The sequence below is a fragment of the Gottfriedia sp. S16(2024) genome, assembly GCF_050473765.1.
Taxonomy (GTDB): Bacteria; Bacillota; Bacilli; order Bacillales; family Bacillaceae_G; genus Gottfriedia.
Window position 1 is genome coordinate 2,690,427 of the sequence record NZ_JBFLUO010000001.1, and the last position, 22,060, is coordinate 2,712,486.

Genomic DNA, 22,060 nt, shown 5'->3' on the forward strand with positions numbered 1-22,060 from the left:
TGGTTTATTGCTGAATCAAAGGAAAACATCATAATCTCTTTTAGAGGGTACGCTTCTTATCCTGCAGACCTTATTGCAGCGTATGACATTCTTCAAGTTGATTATCTATTTGTTAAAAATAGTGGTAAAACTTCTCGAGGCTTTACATGTATTTATCAATCTACAAGGAACAAATTATTTAAAGAATTAAACAAACTTTCAATGAACAAAAAGCTATTTATTACCGGCCATAACTATGGTGGTGCGTTGGCAATATTAGCAACATTAGATATTATAATGAATTCAAAATTTAAGAATGCTTCAGTATATACTTTTGGTAGTCCGCGTGTAGGTGATCCTGACTTTGTTTATCGATTCAATCAAGAGGTAAAAAATAATAAAAGAATCGTAAATATTCATGATTTATTTGAAACTTTCCCAGAAAAATTTTATCCCCCTCCATTTACAGAAGAAGGATTATATTATTAGAATGTAAACCATAATTATCCAGTATCTTTTCAATTAAATAGTATCGCTCGTAATCATTATATTGGGTGTTATTTTAATACCATTAGTAGACTGGATCCTGTATTTACTAGTGCATTATGTTCTAAAAATCCTGGTTTTTGTCCAAATGTAAAATAAGTACTCCTTACAAAGGAAACTGCGTTGAAAAAAATCAAAGATAATTGAAGGTCTGCTCAAGTCCGTGTAAACCAAAGATTTGAGTTTTTTATAGTCATCTCGTCATCAAAAATTAAGTCTTTATTAATTGTTTTTAATGATTCAACTTATTAATGTAACGATAATATTCCCCAACTTCAAGTGTATTTTAAATATCAAAATCTACAAATTGCGTCAAAAGAATATGGAAGTCTCTTGAAAAATCTACAATAAATATAGTATCGCCTGCTAAAGCTGGCGATACAAATAAAGATAATGTCATTGTTATTTTAGATGCACTAAATATACAATTATATTGGGGAACAAATAAAGTATCTGCTGATTTGAACTTCTATGGTGTTGTAAATAAAAAGGATATGGATTATGTAATTAAAAACTTAGGATTACATAATAGTACAGTTCTAAACCCGCCTAAAGCTAAGACTTCATATAAAGTGTAACACTTGAAGAGGTGTTAACTCAATTAGGTTTAAAATAAGAGTACAATTTTGAAAATGTTATAAAAGGATTAGAAAAATATCAAAAAATTATAGAATCATAAAAAACTATCATTCTTTTTTAACTTTAAGTTTGATAGTTTTTTTTGTATAAATTGGAATTTTAAATTTTAAAAATTTTTTAATAAAAATTCTGAAATTTTACGAAATTCCCCCAAATTTAAAAAATTCAAATTTTTTTTGTTTTAACTTTGTTTTTATACTTTGTTTAGATTTAAAAATTAAGGATTTATTAATCATATTGCCCAAAAATTCTCCTTTTTTACAAAAAAAATTCGTTTTTCTACGTTTACTTATTCAAAAATAAAACAAAAAACGCTAAATTCCCCCAATACAAGACAAATAAATCTTGGAGTAATATTTAATTATTCAATTGTTAAGAATAGTTTTTTTATTCGTGAATTTTCTGTAAAAATATCTAGCAATTGATTTTAAATGGAGTTCGTATCTAATGGGGGGGAAAACATGGAAAAGAGAAAATTATCAAGAAAGAGTATGAAGCCAACTAAAAAGATGATCTCAGTCTTTGCGTTAAGTTCAATGTTTTTAAACGTTGCGATTCCTCAAAGTTTTGCAAGTACAAATGCTGAGACTAAACTGAATCAGCAAGATGCATCTAGTAATACTTTTGATGCGAAAGAAGTAAACCGTATTCTTGACGGTCTTACTGCTGAACAAAAAGCAAATATTAATAAGTTAACTGGGGCAGATAACGCTCAAAAAATTCATGTGGACAAAAAGGATTTAACTGGTTCAAAAAAGATTAATGTAATTGTTCAATTTAAAGAAGATCCAGCTAAGATCCAAATCATAAAGCAATCTCTAGTTAAAGGGGGAGCAACTGCAAATAGTCAAGCATTTGCAAGTGAATATTCTGATGCACAACAAAGGGTTAAAGACTCTCATGCTAAATTTAAAAGCTTTGTGAATGGACAGCCTAAGACGCAAATAGTTGGCGGTAAGTCTGTCAATACTTCTATGGGGATTACACGTGAATTCACAGATGCATTTAATGGTGTATCATTAACTTTACCTGCAAATCAAGTAGAAAAACTTGCGGAAAATCCAGAAGTTGCTTCTATTTGGTCGGAAGTAGAATATTCTGTTCCAGAAGATAATTCTTCCCAAGCTGTAGCGACAAGTAGAGCTGCAGGGAAGCCAACAGGTGGGCTTTCTTATTTAGGTATTGATAAACTTCAAGCTGAAGGTAATACTGGTATCATTAAATCAGGTCCACGTGCAGGACAAAAGGTTAAGGTTGGTATATTAGATACTGGTATTGATTATAATCACCCAGATTTGAAGGCTGTTTATAAAGGTGGACATGACTTAGTTAATAATGAAGGATTAGATGCAAACGGAAACGTTAAATACGTAGATGACCATGATCCAATGGAAACAACTTATGAGGATTGGTTAGCGGATAGAGCGGATCCCGATGTAATCTCTGGGACACCTCCTGCAGATTATAAGCCATATATTACGTCTCATGGAACTCACGTTGCTGGGACGATTGCAGCGAATACAACGAATAATAATGATGTTTATTCGGCTAATGGGGTAGCTCCAGATGTAGACCTTTATAGCTATCGTGTATTAGGACCGGGTGGACATGGTACAACAGAATCTGTATTAAATGGTATAGACCTGGCAGTAAAAGATCACATGGATGTGATTAATCTTTCTCTTGGTGCAAATATTAATAACCCATATTATCCAACTAGTATTGCTATTAACAATGCTACTTTAGCAGGTGTTGTCTGTGATGTTGCAGCAGGTAACGCTGGTCCTGGACAAGCTACAGTCGGTTCACCAGGGTCTTCAGCATTAGCAATTACTGTTGGCGCAAGTACGATACCTGAACAAATTGCAACAATGACAATTAAGAATGGTCCAGTTTCTTATAAAGCACGTTTATTCGGTAAAGACTTTTCACAATCAGATGATGCTTATAAAGGGCAATCACTACCAATCGTCGATGTTGGTTTAGGAAGTGAAGCAGATTATAGTGGAATTGATGTGAAAGGTAAACTTGTTCTAGTTAAGCGTGGAGTTGACTACTTACAAACAAAAATGTCAAATGCTAAAAATGCTGGAGCAGCGGGTATGATTATCTGGGATAATACGGCCGATCCAGATAGCCAAGGCTATATACCTAACTTCTTAGGTGTCAGTATGGATAATGTTTATTCAGTTTCATTGACACAATCACAAGGACAAGCTCTGTCTGATGCAATTAAAAAAGACCCTAAATCAGCTAACATTACTTTCCCATCTACACTTGATACACCAATTAGTAAGAGTGGAGATGAGTTGGCAAGCTTTAGTTCAACAGGTCCAGTTAAAGATTGGACAATTAAACCTGACGTTGTAGCTCCTGGTGTTGATATTTCTTCAACAGCTCCATACGATATTTGGGAGCCACAAAACGATAAAACTCATGATTATAAACTTGCGTATCAGATCATGTCGGGTACTTCAATGGCAACACCACACGTTGCTGGGATTTCAGCTTTAGTTTTAGCTGCACATCCAGATTATACACCTGCAGATGTTAAGACGGCATTAATGAATACAGCTAAAAGTATTGACACAGATTCAAAGACTTATAGCGTATATCAAGTAGGAGCAGGACGTGTTGATCCGGCTCGTGCAATCGCTGCAGATGTTAAAGTCCAAGTTTTAGATAAAACAGTTACTTTTGACGATCCTTCAGATGCATCAACAGCTCATGAAGTTGATAACTTGACTGGAAGCATGTTCTTTGGTTTCAAAGGTAGAGGAGAAGGTGCAACGAACGGTTCTGATGATGTGGTTTCTTCAAAAGACTTTAATGTTTCAAATCTAGGAACTGGTAGTAAAACATTCAATGTAAGTACTGCATTTATTACATCAAAATTTGCTGGATCGAATAAAGTAGGTCCTGGCACAGGAAATGATGTAAAAATCGATTTTTCTGTCGATGGGAAAAATGTGAACTCTATTAATGTGGGCGGAGGAAGTACTGTTAAAGCAAATGCAAAAATTACAGTTCCCTCAAATTCATTAGATGGTACTTACGAAGGTTATATTAACCTTGTAAACTCAAAGGACCCATCAGAAACTTATCGTATTCCGTTTACGATTACAGTTGCGGAAAAAGGAATTAATAAATTCCAAGTAGCGATAAAAGCGGCGGCAGAAGGAAATCTTACTGCTTATAATTTATCGGTAAATAACGAAATGAAAGACTTATATATTGCCATAAAAGACAAGGATGGAAAATATATCGGTATAGCTAACACGTTATCAACCGGTAGTAATTTGATCCCAGGTGTTCAGTATGGACCACTTATAACACTTTTTAGTGGATGGTATCTTCCATTTACAAAGGCATACGATGGAACATATGACAGTTCTGGCATCTCAAACAAAGTGGAAGTGCTAAAAGAAGGTGCTTACTCACTCGAGTTGATTGCAACTGGTAAAGATGGAAAACGTTACACAGCGGAAGATACGGTCTATGTTGACGGTACACCACCAACAATGAAGATGGATCAAGACTCCAAGGGTGGAATTTATGAAATTGATACTGCAGGGTACTTGCCTGGACAAGAAATAAAAGGATTCCGTGGTACAGTTTATGACTCAAACATAGACGTGATGAAAAACAATGGAGAAACGTCAGTGCCAAGCCCTAAGGATGGCGTAACGCCAGTTCCAGTTGATCAAGCTTTGAACAGTGTTATAGGTTATCAAGATAGTTCGTTCCCAACAGTTTACTTCGATACTGATGCGAAAGGTCGCTTCCATTTTGGGGTGACTGCTGAGGATGTAGCAAATAAAATGGGTAGTGAATTTTATATTGAGCCTCAGGATTATTCAGGTGAAAGTGATGGAGATGTATACGGACAGACTTATTTTTTCATTAAAAAGGGAAATCCGTATGTCACGTTAACTTCATCTAATGGAGTAGACGCAGGACCAGGTAACGAAGATAAAGTAGTCGTTGATAATAATAAACCATTCAAAATGACAATGACAACTAAGTATGGAGTAGGAATGACCGGCGGTAAATTTTTGCTGAATAGTCACAATGTCTATGAATTCAGTAATATTCGCCTTACGGATGAGTATAAAAATTACTTAATCAGTAAAGGTATTGATCCGACTAAAGTTCTTACGGTAGGTCAACCTTATAAACATCCAACTTATGGAGTTGGCTTAACAACAGATGTGACGATTTCAAATATAGGTTCAGCGGGTGCACTTGATCATGATATGCCGATTATAGAAGCAGATGTGACCTATAACAGTCCTGATCCAGTAACAGGGCAATTCGAATATCAATTACTACAAGCGAATTTAACTTTGTCAGGTGAAGATACAAGAGTCCCTTGGTTCCCAACAAATGTACCTTATGTAAGACAGAATATCTCTGTACTTAGAGGGCAAGTGGCAGCGGAATCTTTCGCAAGAAATAATATAAATAACCAATATCCTCAATTTACGGTTGATTCTGGTGCGAAGGTAACTGCTACGGATGATAAAGGGAATAAATTTACAACGGACCAACCAACATCATTTAATAATACAATGGCATATACGTTTATCAACCCATATTATGCTCTGACAATGGGTGTTAGTGATAAACCGTATTCAGTCGAAGCAAGTGTACCAGGACACTTTAAAGGATATGAAAAAACACCTGTAATTGGTGAAAACAAATTCGGTTATCAATCAGGTACTATAAAGGATATTCGAGGTTTATTCCCGATCCTTTTAGGTGGAGACGTAAATGGCGACAATGTCATTGATATGAATGACCTTGTTTCAGAAATCCAAGCATATTTAGATTTTGATTTCCTTAAAGGTGTAGGTGCACCTTCAGCCGAAAAAGCAGCTTTCTTTACTGGATCGACTGATCATAGAAATAATGACATCAGTTATGCATTCTCAGGTCAAAACGCATTTGGTGGTATCTCATTTAGTGACATAAATTACAATGATTTTTACTATATCTTTAAAAACTTTGGGGTGAAAAATGATAGTGCAATTGCTGCAGGTAAAACAGTTGCAGAGCCTCAGAAAAAATTGGCAAATGATATAACGATTACTTCTAATAGAGGAACATATACTGATCCTAAACTTGATTCGAAAGTTAAAACAATTAGTTTAAAAGCTGGCGATGGTATAAATGAAGTAATGAAAGCACTAAATTTTACACCTCCAGCTCAAGCAAATATAACAGCACCAATGTTACAAGACTTGCAAAATGGAGCAACAATTTCGATGTCACCTTCAAGCACGGTGTTCGTTGATGATGTAGTATGGAGAAAATCAATTACACAAATTATGCTAGGTTCAACTGATGTAACGAATTTAGTAACAATCAACCCAGCATATTTATATCTTGATGCAAATGGTGCACAGCAAACTATGCCATCAAAAATTACGTTCCCAGGTTCTTTATTCCCGACGGCAACGAATTACACTGTTACAGTTAAAGCGACAGGCTACCAAGATTTAACGAAGCCTATAACTGTATCAGCAGTACCGATTCCGACGCCTACAATTCCAATTACTACTGATCCAACAGTAGCGCATATTGGAAAGGACTTAACATTAACCTTCCCAGAAGATGCGAAATGGCGAAATGGAATCAATAAAGTGATCGTGACAACTAACAATAAACAGAGCATTGATATTAGTAATTTAATCAATCCCGATACAAATCAAAAATATTACGATATTAGTAAACCAGGTCAAATTACGTTTAATGCGAAAACATTTATGACAGATTCGACTCTTGATCCTAAAAATGGATCAACATATATTAATGCGACTGTCAACCCTGGTGGGAAAAATTATTTGCCACAACTATACAGATTTACAATTGGCTCAGTAGGTGCAGATGGTACGAATTACCCGGATGTCATCGCAGGTTCTGATCCTGTTTACACAGGTCAACAACCAGTTGGATATACTGTTAATTTTAACAGCCAAGGCGGGTCAGCAATCAAACCGATGGCGATAGGTTACAAGGCAGGCAATAGTAGAACGGATGGTCCGAATAGCGATTTATTCTCATACATGAGACCTGCACCAACTAAACCTGGTTATAAATTCCTAGGTTGGTTTAATGAAGCAGAAGGTAAAACACAGTGGGATCCAGTATCATATCCTGCAACCGGAGACACAACCGTTTATGCAAAATGGCAAATGAATACGACTCAAAGTTATTCACCAGTTGATAAAGCGAACCCGAATGGACTAAAATTTGACGGAAGTAGCGGTGCAAGTGGGATAGGATGGGTACTTGGTGAAGGCGATTTAAAAATCAGTATCCCAGATTATTTAACGAATGTTTCTTGGCTAACGAGTAAAGATAAAATTGCAAAAATTGAAGCGAAATTTTATCAGATAAAGAGCGATGGTTCAACGGAAACGACAGCAACACCGTATACATTAGACCCAAGTACTTATAGCTTGTCGTCTAACGGAAGTAATGGAGTTCTATCCTTTACAACAGCTACACATGATCAGGCTGTTAAAGCAGGTCAAACCAAATTAGGAGAAAAGTTTGCATTTAGTGAAATGCCATCGCTAAATTTTAACAAAGGATATGATTTAACTATAACATCGACAACAGGCGAAATTGTTACAATACCAGGTGTACAACTTGGATATAGACGCCATATTGATTTAAACGGTGGTTCGTTAAAGAATGCAAATGATACATTCTTCGCTGATGCATTAGTTAATGGAAAAACAACTGCGCCAACTATGAGTATGGGTTCAGCACATGTAATAAATGGAAATTTAACGATAAGTAATGACCTATATTTGAACGCAGCTGGTACAAGTGATAAGAAATCTGATATTACAACAAATCCTAAAGTACTAACAGATAATTCAACTTTCTATCTATGTTGGATGAAAGTACCACCAACGGTTAATAAAGACGTTGCAGGAAACATTGTAGGTAGTGATATTACATTAACATTTACTGATGACGGCATATGGAAAAACAATATTAAGGCTGTACAAATCGGCGCTAAAACATTAGATCTAAATAAGGATTACACAATCTCAAATAATAATATTACACTTAAAGCAAATCTGTTCTCAGTTGGACAAAAGTTCAATGTAACGATTGTTTCAGAAGGATATAAAGATGTTACAGTGACTGATCAAGTTGTCGGTTATACGGTAACTTTTGCATCAAATGGTGGAGATCCAGTTCCAGCTCAAATCGTAGACAGAAATGCGACAAAACCAGTTGATCCAACAAAAGTTGGCTACAAATTCTATGGTTGGTATACAGATCAAAATCTTACAATGCCATATGATTTTGATACGATCGTAACAAAACCAATCACACTTTATGCGAAATACGCGTTAGCTGGTTCTGTTGTGACAGCAGATACAACGGATAATGTATTAGGTAACGATATCGTGTTAGAGTTTAGTGATAAAGATTGGGCAAATGCGATTACAAACATTAAACTAAACGGTAGTGCAGTAGATGGATCAAAATACAGTGTGGATAAAGTTAATCGTACGATTACGCTAGATAAGAGCTTGTTCACAAGAACGAGAGATTATATGATTACGATTAATGCTACTGATTATGCTGATGTTACAGTAGTTCAAAAAGTAGGAAATGGATATAATGTGCATTTCGTCCTTCCAGGTGACGCACCATCTGAAATAAAAAATGGAACAAAAGATCAAATTGTAGCACGCAGAATTACAGCACCAACAGTTCATGGTTATGAGTTGACTTGGTACGCTGATGCAGATCGTACAATCCCTTGGGATTTCACAAATTCGATTTACTCTGCAAAAACACTTTATGGAACATGGAAACCAGCAAAATACACTGTTATCTATGACACGCAAGATGCTGGACTAGTAGTTTCAGTAAAAGCTGAGTACAATTCATTACTTGATGAAACAAAAGAACCAACAAGAACTGGCTACACATTCGCTGGTTGGTATAAAGATGCAGAATTAAAAACGCCATGGAATTTTGCAACAGACAAAGTATCTGGGGACATGGTTCTATATGCTAAGTGGAATGTTAACTCTTATACAGTACACTTCAATAGCAATGGTGGAAGCCAAGTAGCTGACAAAACTGCAAATTATAACACTGGTATCACTGCACCGACAACAACGAGAACGGGTTACACATTCGTTGGATGGTACGAGGATGCTGCAGGTAATGTAGCTTGGAACTTTGCAAAAGATAAAATTACAAACGACACTACGTTATATGCGAAGTGGAAAATCAATTCTTATAAAGTGAGTTATGTAAGCAATGGTGGTTCTACAGTTCCTGCTCAAACTGCGAATTACAATAGCGTTATTAATTTACCAAAACCAACAAAAACAGGTTATACATTTGCTGGATGGTATAAAGATGCTACACTAAAAACGCCAGTAGGAAATTCTGTCAAACTAGCAGGCAACATCACACTTTATGCAAAATGGAACATTAACACGTATACTGTTAAATTTAACAGTAACGGAGGAAGTTCAGTTACTTCTAAAACAGCAATTTACAATGCAACAATTAGCCAACCGAAGTCACCGACTAGAAAAGGCTATGCATTCATTGGATGGTACAAAGATGCTGCAGGTAAAGTAGCTTGGAACTTCGCAAAAGATCGCGTTACAGCTAACACTACAATTTACGCTAAATGGGTAGCAATTCCTGCTAAACCATCAAATGCGAAATTAACGAAAGCTGGAAAAGATTCTGTTAAATTAACTTGGTCAAAAGTATCAGGTGCAACTGGATATGAAATTGTTAAATCAACATCAAAAACAGGATCATATTCTCACCTAACTAGCGTGACAACAACTAATTACACGAACAAAGGATTAAGTAAAGGTAAAACATACTATTACAAAATCCGTTCTTACAAAATGGTTGGATCGCAAAAAATTTATGGTGATTGGACAAACGTAATGTCTATTAAACTATAAAAAGTGAAATAACAGGCAGTACAATTTACTCTTAAGTAACAAAGTCAAAAAGGGTGTTTTTGAAATTAAGAAGATTGATTAAACACCCTTTTTGAAAGTAATACGATTCGATCATCTTTTTTCAAATACAAACTTTCCCTTAAAAATAATAAAAGACAAGAATACGATTTAGGTAGTATTCTTGTCTTATTTTTTATTGTATATAAAAGGTAAATGTATAAAATATTAGGATTTATTTGGCAAAAGGTCTATAAAAAGTTCCACATGTAGATGGTTAATAAGTTAATAGTAAGAAATAATTGATTTTTTTTAGTGTTATTGTAAAGTTGAAATCCGTAAAAAGAAGTAGATTTAGTTTTTCTAAGGAGAAATTGTAAAAATGAATTTTGATCAATTGGAACATATTGTTTATGCAGCAAAGGAAATGTCAATTACGAAAGCTTCAGAAAAATTATTTATATCTCCTTCTGGAATGAGTCAATCTATTACTCAGTTAGAAAATGAACTTGGAATAAAAATATTTAATCGATCAAAACAAGGTGTAACACCAACTTTTGAAGGGGAAATAGTCATTTCAAAGGCAATGACATTGTTAAGCACGATTAAGGAGCTTAATAAGGAAATATACGATATTAAAAATAGAAGTGAGACTCATTTAAAAATCTTAACTGCACCTACTTTTGCTTATCTACTTCAAGAAACAATGATAAAGTTTAATGATGAACAAAATGATCTTTCATTTGAATTAGTTGAAGAAAATCCAGCTAATATTATTCAACATTTTATTAAACAAGATTATAATTTTGCACTTATTCCTGCTACATACGAAGAGTTAAAAAAAGAAAGATTCATTGAATATGAGCATTTACATAGAGGACATATGTGTATTGCAGTCGGTAAGAAATCACCATTTTACACTTATGATTCTGTATCTCCTAGTGAATTGAAAAATGCCAAAATAGTTATGTACAAAAACTCCGACTATAAAGCACTAGAAAAAATTTCAAAAATGAGTTCAAACAATGTTGTTCTTAAAACAAATAGAAGTAGCTTACTTTTTGAATTAGTAAAAGAGAGCGAAGCAATTTCGTATTTGCATGAATTTACGATTCGAAATCGGCCAATGATTCTAAGTGGAGATATTAAAATCATTCCTTTAAAGGAAAAGACTACTTTCGACGTTGACTTTTGGCTAATTCATTTACAATCGAAAAGATTATCACCATTGGCAAGAGAATTTATTGAGAAATTAAAAAAACAGTTTAATAATAATTTATAAAAAAGATCGTGGAGCAGGATTTTGAACTGACTACACGATCTTTTTTAAATATTAAGAAAGTATAAATTGGTAGCGAGGAAGTTAATTCGTCGTGGAGCCTAATTTTAGGAATAAAGTATTAGTGCACCTACGCCTCTGTCTTCGCCTAAAGGCTCGACAATCGGCGAGTTTTCTTTATTTATTAGAATTTAGTATGTGTGCTTAGAAAAAGATTTGTACATTCTTAAAAAGTACAATTTTTTTAGAGAGTATTGAACTATTAAGATTTTTTACTTACGAAGTATTAAGGAAGCATATAGGATAAATGTAGCATTCTGAAAAAAAATAAAATGAGATATTCATATATTATCTATCTTATTAAATGATATTGTTATTTTTCCCCCAAATACAAGTTTATTTTTGGTTACAAAAATCTACATATTACATTAAAAAAAATTAATAATGCATTAATACAATCAAATTTTTTTACAATAAATGAGAGTATTTGACATTTATTCTGAAAATTAAAAATGTAAATATGACTATTGTAATAAGGAAAAAACTTCTAATTTCCCCAATTTACTTCAAGTCCCCCTTTCTTCAATAATAGTATTAACATAGATAGTTTGTAATGAAATCGTACAAGATTTAATGAGAACTAATGCAGTGCTTCACAATTAAATTATCGTATCGTTATTCATGAACACTAACATATGTAATAAACATAGGTATGGAGGAAGAAAATGGGGAAAAAGTCTTACAATCGTAAAATTGTTAAAAGCTTATCTGTAGTTGCTCTATCATCTAGTTTTATTTTGGGATCTATTGGGCATTTAGATCTTACAAAAGCTGCAGGCTATTCAAAGACTGAAGATATTCTTGCAAACTTAACTCCACAACAAAGAGATGCACTTAACCAGCTTTCAGTTAATGAAGAAACAGGTCTACAAGTTTCGTCTGATATTGATCAAACGTCTACTGAACAAACATCAGTCATCGTACAATTTGCAAATCAGCCTACAAAAGTTGCTCAGCTTCAAGCGAGTCTTGAAGGGCAAACTTTAACGACAGATGAATCTACAAAATTAATTGATCAAGATCACCAAACGTTTAATCAAGATGTAGATCAACTATTAATTGATGACAATAATAAGAAGGTAGATTATAAGATTACACGTTCATATAAAAATGCTTTTAATGGTGTTTCGATGAACCTACCAGCTAATCAAATAAAAAATCTATTAAAATCTAAAGCAGTTAAAACAGTTTGGAGCAATGAAACATTCTCAATTGAACCACCAACTGCAGATGATAACGAACAATTAAAAGCTGATGAAGCAAAAGTTGGAAACTACACGCCTTATGATGGTTTAGATCGCTTACATGCAGAAGGATACACAGGTAAAGGAATTAAAGTAGGTATTTTGGATACAGGAATCGATTATAATCATCCAGATTTAAAGGATGCTTATAAAGGCGGATATGATTTCGTCGACAATGATAATGATCCAATGGAAACAACGTATGCTGATTGGAAGAAATCGGGACAACCAGAAACTAGTGGTGGAGGTACTTATTATACAGAACATGGTACACATGTTGCTGGTATTATCGGTGGGCGTGGTAAAGCGGATAGTGAATACAAAATGCTTGGTGCAGCACCAGATGCGGATCTTTACTCTTACCGCGTTTTAGGTCCATATGGAAGCGGAACAACTGATTCGATTATCGCTGGGATCGATCGAGCAGTGAAGGATGGGATGGATGTTCTTAATCTGTCATTAGGTAACTCGTTAAATGATCCACTTTATGCGACATCAATTGCTTTAAACAATGCTGTTTTAAGCGGTGTGACAACAGTTGTTGCAGCGGGTAATTCTGGAGACCAAATGTATACATTAGGTTCACCAGGTGCATCAGCATTAGCGTTAACAGTTGGTGCTTCATCCATTTCACTTGAAGCTTATCAATATGCAGGTGTGCAAAATGGTGCTAATTACACGTTAAGACAGTTAGCAAGAAATTACTCGGATGATTTAACTCAATTAAAAGGAAAAACATTCAAATTAGTAGATGTAGGTCTAGCTAGAACAACAGCTGATTTTACCGGCAAGGACCTAAATGGAAATATTGCATTCATTAAGCGTGGAACGAATGCATTAATTGATAAAATTAAAAATGCAAAAACGAGAGGCGCAGTCGGAGTCATTATGTATAACGATGAGCTAAACCAAGCTGAAGGGCCAATTAATGCATTTTTAGGTGAATCAGTTGATGCAATTCCATCATTTACAATATCAAACAGTGATGGAAAACAAATTCTAGCAGCGCTTCAAGCGGGTAATACAAACTTCTCGTTTGGGGACTATTCAATAATCCATTCAACTAGCGATGAATTAGCTGCGTTCAGTTCAAGAGGTCCTTCTCGTGTTAACTATGATATTAAACCGGAAGTTACAGCACCTGGTGTTGCGATCATGTCAACTGTTCCGTTTTATGTAAACAATAAAACAGTAGATGGTTCCAAACCAGAAGATTATAAATATGCATATGAACGCTTATCTGGAACTTCAATGGCAACACCTTATGTTGCTGGGGTATCTGCATTGTTATTACAGTCGAACAAAGATTTGCAACCAGCTGATGTAAAATCAATCTTAATGAACACAGCTGATCCATTATCAAAAAATTACAGTGTGTTTGAAATTGGAAGCGGACGAGTTGATGCTTATGAAGCTATCCACTCAAATGTGGAACTACAAGTGAATGATCAAACTCCGACAATAAATGATAAAGGTAAACTAAAAACCATTAAAGAATTAACAGGTGGCATTAGCTTCGGTTCATTTGGATTTAATGACCAAGATATTACTGATGACCGTACTGTTACATTGAAAAATAGAAGTGAAAAAGCGAAAACATTTAATGTAAATGTTAAATTCCAAACTGGTTTAAGAGGATCATTAGATGCTGCTAAAAATAATGTAACATTAACTGGACCAACTTCAGTTAAATTAAATGGAATTAGCACAAAGAATATTAAGTTTAATTTAAATATTCCTAAAACAGCAGAAAAAGGCACATATGAAGGATATATCGTTTTTACAAATGCTGCTGATCCGACTGAAACTTATCAAATTCCATTTGGTGGACGAGTAGTAAATGAAGGTATTGATACTTTTACACTAACGACTAATATGTTTTCAGGTGATACAGCTGTACCAAATAGAGCAATAAGCCAAATTCTATTTAAGATTTCGTTAAAATCACATATGAAAACCCTCGATTTTGTAGTCCAAGATGCAACTACTGGTGAAGATCTAGGTTTACTTGCATCATATGATACACGTGGACTTCCGGAAAATGTTGTTACCGGAGTGCCATCTGGATTTGCTGGGGCTTATTTCCCATTCACTGGTGATCCAAAAAATCCAATAAGTGATTCAATTGTATTAGCAAAAACAGGACATTATAAATTAAGAGCGATTGGTACAAATGATCAAGGTAAAACATTCTCTAAATCAGCTGATTTCATTTATGAAAAAGGCAAACCAAAGATGACTTCAAGTTTTGATTCGTTAGATCAAAAGGTTATTGAATATACAGACAGTCAATTTGATTCAAATGGACAATTTTTATATGACTTTAATATCAATGTTAATGATCCAGAAGTAGCAGATGCAAATAAAGCAGGAATTCCAATTGATCAGTCTAGCAATCAAGTTGTCCCATACAACAATGCTGGTTATCCAGAGCCAGCAATAAACGCGGATAAAGATGGAAATATTAAAGATCAAATACTAGTACAAAAAAAGCAAGTACCATGTAAAGTATCGTTTGTTGCGAATGATGCGGCAAGAAACTTTACTTCAGGTGCTACGGGATTTTTAAAGGTAGTGTTTGTTCCAGAATCGTATCCATATTTTTACTTAAAAGCAAATAAACAAGAAGCTTCATCTGGAGATACAATTAATTATTCTCTACGTTCTAATAATATGAAAAATCTAAAAACTGCGAAAATTACAATTCCAATTGCAGTATCGGAATACAAAGATTACGCAAAAATTGAAAATGTTGTAATAAGTGATGCTGTAAAGCAATACGGTGATGCACAAGTATCTGTATCTTCAACAACTAAACCGAATTACTCAACAACATATACAATAACATTTAACTATTTAGGTAATAAATCTTTACCTGAAGATATACAATTAGTAAATTTCGACTTAGTAACAGCTAAACGTTACACCAACAGGGAGTTCCCTGCAGTTTTGAATCTCATTACTGGAGAAACAACCGATCAATCAAATGTAGTAACAAATAATATTTACAGTTATATGGAATCGTTTGATATAAAACAAACAATGTCTAGATATTCTGGCACAATGAAATTAGAAGGAGCATATGATCCAGCTACTGGTCAGATGAATTATAAGTTAGATCAACAAAATATAGGTGCTAAAGTGACAATTACTTCATATGATGGAAAAAATGTTCAAGATGCAATCTGGACAAGCAAAAATGGAACTTATCTCGTATCAGATAACCTGGATCCTGATACAAAACCATATACAGTTAAGGTAGATGCACCTGGTCACTTTACGTTGTCTAGACAATTAGTTTTATCAGATAATGTTCGCGGAGAAGCGCTTGGAAAATGGTTAGGCTTTAGCTTAGGTCAGGCTGCAGCTGGGGACACAAATAAAGATAATGTTATCGATATTTTAGACGCATTAAATTTACAAACTTATTGGGGTACGAGCCATTCAGGTTCTGATTTAAACTTCGATGGTGTAGTAGACAAAAAGGATATGGATTACGTTGTTAAAAACTTTGGTTTACAAAATACGACAGTACCAAATCCTCCTAAGGCTAGGTCTTCATATAAAGGTGTAAATTTAGATGATGTTTTAACGCAATTAGGATTAAAGTAAGATACTAGAAAGAGAAGCCAATAATTTGGCTTCTCTTTTATACTGTTGAAAAATGCGTTTGTCAATTAGTGCTCAATTAATGGTGGGTGATTTTAACTAAAGCCTGTTATGAATAAGTATTTTTGAAATTTTAGCATATTTATTTATCATGAACCTGTTATGAGTAAGTTGCTTTCAAATTTTAGCTTATTTACTTACTCGTGAAGCTGTTATGAGTTAGTAATTTTCAACAGTTTACATACTTAGGCTTCCGTTTTTCAATGTGTTGAAATATAGAACGGTCAAAAAGGAAAACGTCTATTCAGTGACCATTATTGATGATAAATTTGTCATTTTTTGATGATCTATTAATGGTTTTAAAATGTTTAATATGTTTGAGTAGTCATTATGTTTAGATCGACAAGTTCCTATGATTAGTTTTAAATTTGATGTCGATTTTAATTGACCAACAAACTGACTAATAAATTGTTATTTACTCTAAGTAAAGGATATTAAATTAGGTTTTTATCATAAACTTTTTTTGATGAATTAGTTGATTGGAATGGAGGGGTGCTCGACTCCTATGGGAAATGCGGGAAGGCTGAGACCCCGCAGGAACGAGGAGGCTCAGGTCTCGCCCCATGGAAAGCGAGCATCCTGTAATGGAAATCAACCTCACTTTACTTCTTTACGAAAATTTGGATATTAATTGACAAGATTGTATTTCAACAGCTTGAAAGAGAAGCCAATAATTTGGCTTCTCTTTTAAATTTTTAGTAAACTTAAGTATGTGAGCATAGAACAAGATAATACTAAGAATGATACATTACTTTTGAAAATAATATAAAATCAATAATGATATCTGGTCATACAAAAGAGAGTGGTGAATCATGAATTTCGAACAAATGGAACATATCGTTTATGCAGCAAAGGAAAAGTCAATTACGAAGGCTGCTGAAAAATTATTTATCTCACCTTCTGGCATGAGCCAGTCCATTACTCAGTTAGAAAATGAGCTTGGTATTAAAATTTTTAACCGATCGAAACAAGGTGTTATTCCAACATTTGAAGGGAGAATCGTTATTTCAAAGGCAATTACTTTATTGAGCACAATTAAAGAGCTTAACAAAGAAATTTTTGATATTAAAAATAGAAGTGAAACGCATTTGAAAATAATAACCGCTCCTACTTTTACATATATGCTTCAAGAAACAATGGTAATGTTTAATAAAGAACCATATGAAGTTACATTTGAAGTTGTTGAAGAAAATCCTGCCAGTATTATTCAAAATTTCAGTAATCAGGATTATGATTTTGCACTTATTCCTTCTACAAACGAAGAGTTAAAAAAAGAAAGATTCATTGAATATGAGCACTTACATAGAGGACATATTTGTATTGCAGTCGGTAAAAAATCACCATTTTATACTTATGATTCTGTATCTCCAAATGAATTGAAAAATACCAAAATAGTTATGTATAAAAACTCCGACTATAAAACACTAGAAAAAATTTCAAAATTGAATTCAAACAACGTCGTTCTTAGATCAAATAGAAGTAGCTTACTTTATGAGTTAGTAAAAGAGAGCCAAGCAATTTTGTATTTGCATGAATTTTCGATTCGAAATCAGCCAATGATTCTAAGTGGGGATATTAAAATAATTCCCTTAAAGGAAGAGACTACTTTCGATGTTGACTTTTGGCTAATTCATTTACAATCGAAAAGTTTGTCACCATTAGCAAGAGAATTTATTGAGAAAATAAAAAAACAGTTTAAAAATAGTATATAAAAAAGATCGTGGAGGCAGGATTTGGAACTGACTACACGATCTTTTTACACATTAAGAGTGTATAAATTGGCAACGGAGAAGTAAACTCGAATAGTTTTCAATTTTAGGAATTAATTATAAATGCAATTACACCTCTGTCTTCGCCTAAAAACTCCCCAATCGGCGAGTTTTCTTTATTATATTATTCTTCAAACTGAGTTTCTTTACCAATTGCACCTGTGTCTAATATGGTTACGACTACCTTAGGTTTGATTTTAATTGTTGGATATTCTTTTTCCCAATTAAGTTTTCGCCATTTTTCTGGGTGATGTTCTTTTAAATATCGACCAATCCCTAGTACATCACTATTAGCAAGTTGAATATCTTTAATAACTTCTTGAGCTCTTTTATTTAGATCTTTATTAATAACTGACCACATTTCATCCTCGCCTAAAAATTTCATTGTAGATATTCCATCTATCGATACATTAACTTTAACTGTTAAATTGACCTCTATTTTATCTTTAGAGGTCGAAACTGTTAATTTATTTTTAGGTCGAATAATATTATAAGCAAGTATATTGTATGGCGGTTCATATTTTTTAGAAAGCTTTGTAATAAAATTACCTGTAGAGCCGTATTCACCCATCATCATTAGAAGAAGCGGAGATTGTTCAGAAGAAACGAAACGTCCAGTATAGCTACCATTATGCATTAAACCTGCGCCAGTAACTTCTACTCGATCGGCTGGTGTTACATCTACTACTGGTATTGTAAAGTCTATACCTTCTTCGGAAGTATATGTAAAAATATTAAAAAGCTGTATTTGTTGAGCGATTGAAGTGAATTCAGCATTTTTTATAGTTTGACTCAATATTACCGATAACGGTTTAGTTCCGACTGTTTTTAATTTTAAAACGTTTTTTGCAGGTTGTTTATTTGTTATTGCAACAGATACATTTAGATTTGATAACGTTCTCCTTCTAAAAGTACTTATAATATGAGTAATTTTTGTTTTCGCGAAATCTTCACCAAATAATAAAATTTTAGTTTTGGATGTCGTTATATCTCCAGGTAAAAATGATTGTAAATGCATTGAAGCTTGAGAAACTGAGATGCCTTTAGAATCAACAGTTTCACTCTGGAAATCGAATACGCCAGCTCCCTTACCGATAATATCAAGTATTAGCGCATTGACCTCAATTTTTTTATCTTGATCTAAATCAAAACTAATCCCATTAACTAATGTCTTTTCAGTAATTGCTCTAGTATCCCAACAACCTGTAGCTAATAAAAGAATGGAACATAAACTAATAATTTTATAAGATTTACTCATCAGTTTATTAGCCCCCTAACTTTATTAATTAAGAATAGAAGAAATGGAATGATGATAATAAAGATGGGATCTAAATAAGTGCCAAAATTCGCAAGTGCTTCTCTTTTGATTACCTGTAAAGAAATTAAAGGATAAAAAGCAAATATGATTAAGATGATGAAAAGTAATATACTTTTTCTATTTTTTACGATTAAAGATAGACCCTTATGTACATCTTCACTAACGATATAAATATAGTTAATTACTGTTGCACAAATTACAATGATCCATAGGCTTAAAAACAATGTATCTAGACTATCGATCATTTTTGACTGATAAGTTTTAAATATATAAAGTATGGGGTCAATGATGTAACTATTTTCTTTATTGCTTAATTTGATATAGGACGTGAAAAGAATAAAGGTATACATTAATGTTGTAAAAAAATTTGCGATAGATAAAGTGAATAATTTTTTTTTTGTATTTTGAAAAAATGGCGGTAAAAATAAAAAGATTTCAAAGCCTAACATTTCAATAAAGGATGAATATGCACCAGAGCTGATCTTTGTAATTGGAGATTGACCAATAGGTAATATTCTACCTATATGAACATTTTTATAAGAAACTAGTAGAAATAAAATAAATATCAGAAAGATAAATGTGCAAAGTACATACGTTCTAGCGATTGTTAAGATGTCATTTTTCGCGACAATATAGGCTGTAAATAAAAATAAAATGAGAATAAGCCAAGCAGGGCTTTTTGGAAAAATCCAAATCTTGATAATATCAGAAAATCTAGTAGATATTAAGATCACTACATACAAAAAATAGATGAAATAGCTAATATTAATACAAGTTCCAATGAATGGATTCGTAATTATTTTTGTATAGTCTGTAAAACTTTTATTTGGAAATTTTTTATACAAACTATAATAAAGAAATAGTATAATTTGAACGATTACACCACCAATAAGTGTCGAAATCCAACCATCGTGCCCCGCTTTTTTATAAATATTATTTGGGAGGTTAGTAATGGCAACGCCGAATTGTGAAAATATAATTAAATAAAATAGGTGTTTATTATTGATCATGTTTCTTTTCCCTTTCTATTTTTTAATAAAACAAATTCGGAGAAACCTGGATTCTCTACATATCGATAACTAAACGCTCTAATTTTGGATAGATGAGCAAGCATCATAAAAATACCAAGACTAATACCAATAAATCCAAAAATTGCTGCAAGGATTAAAAGAGGTATGCCCATTACTCTTGAGGCGATAGACATTTCTTTTGATGGTAGTGCAAATGAGGAAACGGCAGTAATTGAGATTACAACAACCATAGAGTTTGAGATTAAATTTGTTTGTACTATAGCTGTCCCAATTACAATAGCCCCAACAGTACCAATAGTTGCACCAACAGGATTTGGAAGTCTCAGAGCTGCTTCTTTCAATAACTCTAAAATAATAATCATTGAAAAAGCTTCGACTATAGGTGGAAGTGGTACATTTTCAATTGATAATTTTAATGTATAAAAAATAGAAGTAGGTAAGATATTCGAATGATAATTTGTAACTGCTATATAAATTGAAGGTAATGTTACTGCAAGCCAAAATGCGAATATTCTTAAACAATAAAAAAATATACCAAAAAGCCATCTAAAATTAAAATCGTCTGCACTACGGAAATAACCATAAATATCATAAGGAAATAATAATGCACTAGGGTCATTATCGAGTATAATTGCAGGTTTTCCTGTTAATAAATGACGAACTGTACGATCAGGTCTTTCAGTGAACATCACTTGTGGAAATGGAGAAGAGGGATATTCTTCTATCATATTTTGAATATGTACAGTTCCGATCATTTGTACAGGTTCAACTTTTCCACTTGTCTCTAGCTTTTTTATTTTCTGTTCAATTGTTTCAATCATTGATTTTGGAGTAATATCGTTTAAATAAAAAATGGAAAGCGTCACAGGATATTTTTTACCAATTGTTATATTTTTGATGATTAATTCTTTCGTACGTAATCTTTTTCGAATTAAAGTTGAGTTGGTTTGAAGACTCTCAACAAAACTGTCATGGGGTCCTAATATTACTGTTTCGGAAATTGATTCTGATATTGAACGATCGCTATTATCAGAAAGTGCAGAATATGACTTCGCTTTACTCCTATTATTATCATTAAAAACAATGACGTTACCAGAAAGAATAAACTGAATACACTCATCAAGTGTATACGCATCTTCAGTATCCAATATAGTTGTTACAATTCGATCTGAGTTATTTTTTGAAAAAATCCGTTCTAGTATATGTGTTTGAATTACTTCTGAATCAATCAAAGTGTCTAAATAACATAAATGTAGAGTTACTTCCTCGATTGAATATTTTTTATATTTAAAATCTGAACTAGATTGAAATGCGCTTTGTACTTCTTCAAGCATGGAGGTTTTTTCGTTTACTTCCATTTAAATCAACTCCTTAAAAACTCCGCTAAGAATATAAGTATTATTCCCTTTGTGAAATTGGATATGTATGGAAATACTTCTTAGGAAAAAAATAGGTCACATACTTAAAATAAAGAAAAAATCTCAATTTTAGTTTTGATTATGAGTTATAAATGGCCTGATTCTCCTATCTGGGCATTTTTTTTGTTTTCAAAACATA

9 protein-coding genes are annotated in these 22,060 nt (G+C 33.2%); 6 read left to right on the forward strand and 3 right to left on the reverse strand.

The features are described 5' to 3' along the window. The first annotated feature begins 87 nt into the window (after nucleotides 1-87). The 6 genes from AB1282_RS12585 to AB1282_RS12610 all read left to right on the forward strand — a co-directional run bounded on the left by AB1282_RS12585 (nucleotide 88) and on the right by AB1282_RS12610 (nucleotide 18,097). Nucleotides 88-468, forward strand: coding sequence for a lipase family protein (locus AB1282_RS12585; RefSeq protein WP_286131744.1), 381 nt, complete (start codon nucleotides 88-90; stop codon nucleotides 466-468). A 479-nt stretch (nucleotides 469-947) separates the two neighbouring features. Further along, the gene (locus AB1282_RS12590; protein ID WP_429901133.1) at nucleotides 948-1,103 is read left to right on the forward strand and encodes a hypothetical protein; all 156 of its coding nucleotides are present in this window, start codon (nucleotides 948-950) and stop codon (nucleotides 1,101-1,103) included. Between the two features lie 522 nt (nucleotides 1,104-1,625). After that, a complete protein-coding gene (locus AB1282_RS12595) occupies nucleotides 1,626-10,136 on the forward strand; it encodes an InlB B-repeat-containing protein (protein WP_429899219.1) in 8,511 nt (2,836 codons plus the stop codon). A gap of 379 nt (nucleotides 10,137-10,515) precedes the next feature. Further along, a complete protein-coding gene (locus AB1282_RS12600) occupies nucleotides 10,516-11,415 on the forward strand; it encodes a LysR family transcriptional regulator (RefSeq protein ID WP_056473897.1) in 900 nt (299 codons plus the stop codon). A 722-nt stretch (nucleotides 11,416-12,137) separates the two neighbouring features. After that, nucleotides 12,138-16,328 carry a S8 family serine peptidase gene (locus AB1282_RS12605; protein ID WP_429899220.1) on the forward strand — a complete coding sequence of 1,397 codons (4,191 nt, stop codon included), beginning with the start codon at nucleotides 12,138-12,140 and terminating at the stop codon, nucleotides 16,326-16,328. An 869-nt stretch (nucleotides 16,329-17,197) separates the two neighbouring features. Then, nucleotides 17,198-18,097, forward strand: coding sequence for a LysR family transcriptional regulator (locus AB1282_RS12610; RefSeq protein ID WP_056473900.1), 900 nt, complete (start codon nucleotides 17,198-17,200; stop codon nucleotides 18,095-18,097). Between the two features lie 181 nt (nucleotides 18,098-18,278). On the opposite strand, the gene AB1282_RS12615 is transcribed toward AB1282_RS12610, so the two are convergent. Genes AB1282_RS12615 through AB1282_RS12625 form a run of 3 tightly spaced genes read right to left on the reverse strand, consistent with a single transcriptional unit; the run spans nucleotide 18,279 to nucleotide 21,861 of the window. Continuing rightward, nucleotides 18,279-19,412, reverse strand: a complete 1,134-nt coding sequence (locus AB1282_RS12615; protein ID WP_429899222.1) for a Ger(x)C family spore germination protein — start codon at nucleotides 19,410-19,412, stop codon at nucleotides 18,279-18,281. Further along, the gene (locus AB1282_RS12620; RefSeq protein ID WP_056473904.1) at nucleotides 19,412-20,482 is read right to left on the reverse strand and encodes a GerAB/ArcD/ProY family transporter; all 1,071 of its coding nucleotides are present in this window, start codon (nucleotides 20,480-20,482) and stop codon (nucleotides 19,412-19,414) included. The genes AB1282_RS12615 and AB1282_RS12620 overlap by 1 nt, the downstream gene beginning before the upstream one ends. Then, nucleotides 20,479-21,861 (reverse strand): spore germination protein, encoded by a 1,383-nt coding sequence (locus tag AB1282_RS12625; RefSeq protein ID WP_056473905.1) that lies wholly within the window; start codon nucleotides 21,859-21,861, stop codon nucleotides 20,479-20,481. The genes AB1282_RS12620 and AB1282_RS12625 overlap by 4 nt, the downstream gene beginning before the upstream one ends. Between the last annotated feature and the right edge of the window lie 199 nt (nucleotides 21,862-22,060).